The following is a 3960-nucleotide window of genomic DNA, read 5'->3' as shown; positions in this document are numbered from 1 at the left end:
CCCGGGACGCGGACGCCTCGTCGCTGTTCGCCGAGGCGGCGCCGCGGGCGCTGGAGCTTTCGCCGCTCGCGGAGGGCCATGGCGCGATCCGGGCCGTCTCGCTGGCAAGCGAAGCGCCCCTGACGCGCGCGAGCTACGACATGTTCGTCGACCTGCTGCGTTCGGCGCATGCGCCGAAGCTGCTGCGCCTGAAGGGCTTGGTGAAGATCGCCGAGGACCCCGGGCGCCCGCTCGTCGTGCAGGGCGTGCGGCATGTCTTCGCCGAGCCGCGCTTCCTCGACTCCTGGCCGGACGGAGACGCCCGCACCCGGCTCGTCGCGATCGGCGAAGGTCTCCCGGCCGACCTGCTCGCGACGCTCTACGCCGCCTTCGCCGGCGGGGTCGCGCCCGACCGGCCGGATCGCGCGGCGCTGCTCGACAATCCGCTCGCCCCGCGTGGCGGTGGACTGCTCTCCTAGACCATTACGGCGGGCTGGACAGAGCGCCTCCGCGCGGGCTTCAGTCCACCCCAATACGACGCCCGCCGTTCCGGCGAGACGGGCGCGAGCAGGAGGGGACATGGCCGGCAGGTCACGATTGGCGCGCGAATGGACCTTTCTCGCGGGCATCCTGCGCGCGCTCAAGGCCACGACGCATATCGGCCGCAACCGAAGCCGCGTCTTCCCCCACGTCATCGCCGAACTCGCCGAGCAGCATGGCGACCGCCTCGCGCTGATCTCGGACCGCGAGACCTACACTTACGCGCAGCTCAACGCCCGCGCGGACGCCTATGCGCGCTGGGCCCATGCGAACGGCGTCCGCAAGGGCGACGTGGTCGCGTTGATGATGCTCAACCGGCCTGACTACCTCGCCTTCTGGGTGGGCGTGCTGCGGGTCGGCGGCGCGGTCGCGCTGCTCAACACCAACCTGTCGGGCCGGGGGCTCGCGCATTGCGTCTCGATCGTGCAGCCGAAGCACGTGGTGGTCGGGGCCGAGTGCGAGGAAGCCTATCTGTCGGCCCAGCCTTTCGTGACCTCGTCACCGACGCCGACCGCCTGGCTGCATGGCGGCGGCGACGCGGGCTGGCCGCGCGTCGACGAGGCCGCCGAGGCGCTCGCCGGCGAGCCGTTGCCGGCCTCCGAGCTGCCGGAGCTCACGATCGAGGACCGCGCGCTGTTCATCTACACCAGCGGCACGACCGGGCTGCCGAAGGCGGCCAACATCAACCACTACCGGCTGATGTCGATCAGCCACGGCTTCTGCGGCGCGATGGGCATCGAGGCCGAGGACCGGATGTATGACTGCCTGCCGATGTACCACACGGCCGGAGGGGTCATCGCGGCCGGCAGCCCGCTGCTCGCGGGGGCCTCCGTGGTCATTCGGGAGAAATTCCAGGCGCGGCGGTTCTGGGACGACGTCGCCGCGACCGAATGCACGCTCGCGCAATATATCGGCGAGCTGTGCCGCTACCTGATTCATCAGCCGGAGTGCGAGGCCGAGAAGACCCACAAGCTGCGCCTCGTCTGCGGCAATGGTCTGCGGCCGGACGTCTGGCCGCTGTTCGAGCAGCGCTTCCGGGTGCCGACCATCCTCGAATGGTACGCGGCGACCGAAGGCAATGTGGCGCTGTTCAACTTCGACGGGACGCCGGGCGCGGTCGGGCGCATCCCCTGGTATCTGAAGCACAAGTTCCCGGTGAAGATCGTGCGCTGCGATCTCGCGACGGGCGAGCCGGCGCGCGGGCCCGACGGGTTCTGCGTGGAATGCGCGCCCGGCGAGACCGGCGAGGCGATCGGCCTGATCCTGAACGATCCGGCCAAGCCCTCGGCGCGCTTCGAGGGCTACGCCGATCCGGAAGCCACCCGGCGCAAGATCCTGGCGGACGCGTTCCAGAAGGGCGACCGCTGGTTCCGGACCGGCGACCTGTTGCGGCAGGACGAGCGCGGCTACTTCTATTTCGTCGACCGCATCGGCGACACCTTCCGCTGGCGCGGCGAGAACGTCGCCACCACGGAGGTGGCCGAGGTGATCTCGACCTATCCGGGCGTGCGCGAGGTGTCGGTCTATGGCGTCCCGGCGCCCGGCTATGAGGGGCGCGCCGGCATGGCGGCGATCTCCCCCGCCGACCTGGAGTTCGATCTCCAGGGGCTGCACGCCCATATCGAGCGGCATCTGCCCTCCTACGCCCGCCCGGTGTTCCTGCGGGTCACCGGCGAACTGCTGGTCACGGGCACGCTGAAGCAGCGCAAGGTGGAGCTGGTGACCGAGGGCTACGACCCGTCGCGCGTGACAGACCCGCTCTACGTGGCGCAGCCGGAGGAGCGGCGCTTCCGCCCGCTCGACCCGGCGCTGCACGCGGAGATCGGCGCCCGCAAGGTCCGGCTCTAGGTCCGCCGCGCGCGCCGGTTAACGGAACCTTACCGTCGCTGCGCGGATTTTCCGAAGTCCTTCTCGACCTTCATTTACGGCGTTTCCGAACCCATCCTTAAGCGACCTCCGCTACTCGTCGAGGATCGGATGAGGACGAAGCCAGACATGAACGTCGAGGCGAGCACGCCTTACGAGGCGGGGGGGCCGGCTCGCATGAGCGGGCCTGCGCGGCTCGTCGAGCGCGTGCGCAGGCTGCTCTCCGACCGCTCCGACATGGCCATCGCCCAGAAGGTCGCGGGCGGCGCCTTCCTGATCCGCGTCGTCAACGCTGGCATCGCCTTCGTGTCGCAGATTCTGCTGGCGCGCTGGATGGGCGAGACCGAATACGGCGTCTACGTCTATGTCTGGACCTGGGTGCTGCTGCTCGGAGGGCTGACCAGCTTCGGCCTCGGCTCGGCGCCGCAACGCTTCATCCCCGAATACAGCGAGTCCGGCCAGCAGTCCCTGCTGCGCGGCTTCCTGGTCGGCTCCCGGGTGATGTCGATGATCTCGGCGACCGTCATCGCCGGGCTCGGCGTGCTGGGCATCTGGCTGTTCGCGGACAAGCTGGAGAGCTGGACCGTGGTCCCGCTCTACCTCGCCTGCTTCTGCGTGCCGATGTACGTGCTCACCGACGTGCAGGACGGCATCGCACGCTCCTTCAACTGGATCGACGTCGCGCTCGCGCCGGCCTATTTCGTGCGGCCGCTGCTGATCCTGCTGCTGCTCGGCGCGCTGAGCTATGAGAACTTCGCGGCCACCGCCACAACCGCAATGGCGGCCACGATCATCGCCACCTGGGCGACCTCCATCGCCCAGCTCGTGATGCTCGAACGCAGGCTGAAGCGCCGGCTGCCTCCGGGACCGCGCGCCTACGCGCCCCGAACCTGGCTCAAGGTCTCGCTGCCGATCTTCATGGTCGAGGGGTTCTACCTGCTCCTCGCCTATACGGACGTGCTGGTGCTTTCCGCGTTTCAGGGCGCCGACGAGGTCGGCGTCTACTATGCGGCCGTGAAGGTGATGTCTCTGGTCGCCTTCGTGTCCTTCTCGGTGGCGGCCGCCGTCGCGCATCGCTTCGCCGAATACGCGGTCGCGGGAGAACGGGACCGGCTCGAGAAGATGGTGCGGAACGCGGCCCGGTGGACGTTCTGGCCGTCGCTGGCCGGGACCGTGGTCATCCTCGCCTGCGGCTGGCCGATCCTGTGGCTGTTTGGCCCCGGCTTCACCGCCGGCTACCCGCTGTTGCCCGTGATCGCGGTCGGGCTCCTCGCCCGCGCCAGCGTCGGCCCGCTCGAGCGCCTGCTCAACATGCTCGGGCAGCAGAACCTCTGCGCCGCGGTCTATGCCGGCGCCTTCCTGCTGAACCTCGGCCTCTGCATCGCCCTGGTGCCGCACTGGGGAGCGATCGGGGCCGCAATCGCCACCTCGACAACGCAGGTCCTCGAAACCGTGGTGCTTTTCAGTCTCACCCGCCGGCGTCTCGGACTTGGCGCCCTCCGATCGCGGCGCTGGCGCCGTGATGGGCCTGGTCGGGCGCGTAGGGAGGCACCAGGGCGGCGACGTTGCGAAGCA

3 protein-coding genes are annotated in these 3960 nt (G+C 69.6%); all 3 read left to right on the top strand.

Features of this window, described 5'->3' with window-relative positions:
• Window positions 1–458: CobW C-terminal domain-containing protein (locus tag ACIKT0_RS14495; RefSeq protein ID WP_407106025.1), on the top strand; the 458-nt coding region annotated here is incomplete at its 5' end.
• Window positions 459–558: 100 nt separating this feature from the next.
• Window positions 559–2367, top strand: a complete 1809-nt coding sequence (locus tag ACIKT0_RS14490; RefSeq protein ID WP_407106024.1) for a long-chain-acyl-CoA synthetase — start codon at window positions 559–561, stop codon at window positions 2365–2367.
• Between the two features lie 129 nt (window positions 2368–2496).
• Window positions 2497–3960, top strand: a 1464-nt coding sequence (locus ACIKT0_RS14485) for a lipopolysaccharide biosynthesis protein (RefSeq protein ID WP_407106023.1), incomplete at its 3' end; no start/stop codon positions are given.

Source organism: Hansschlegelia beijingensis (genome assembly GCF_045505405.1).
Classification (GTDB): domain Bacteria; phylum Pseudomonadota; class Alphaproteobacteria; order Rhizobiales; family Methylopilaceae; genus Methylopila; species Methylopila beijingensis_A.
Note: the sequence above shows the minus strand (reverse complement) of the source record. Positions and strands in the feature narration are given on the sequence as shown.

Coding starts and splice junctions, on each gene's coding strand:
- ACIKT0_RS14490 (WP_407106024.1), top strand. CDS start 559: ATGGCCGGCAGGTCACGATTGGCGCGCGAATGGACCTTTCTCGCGGGC.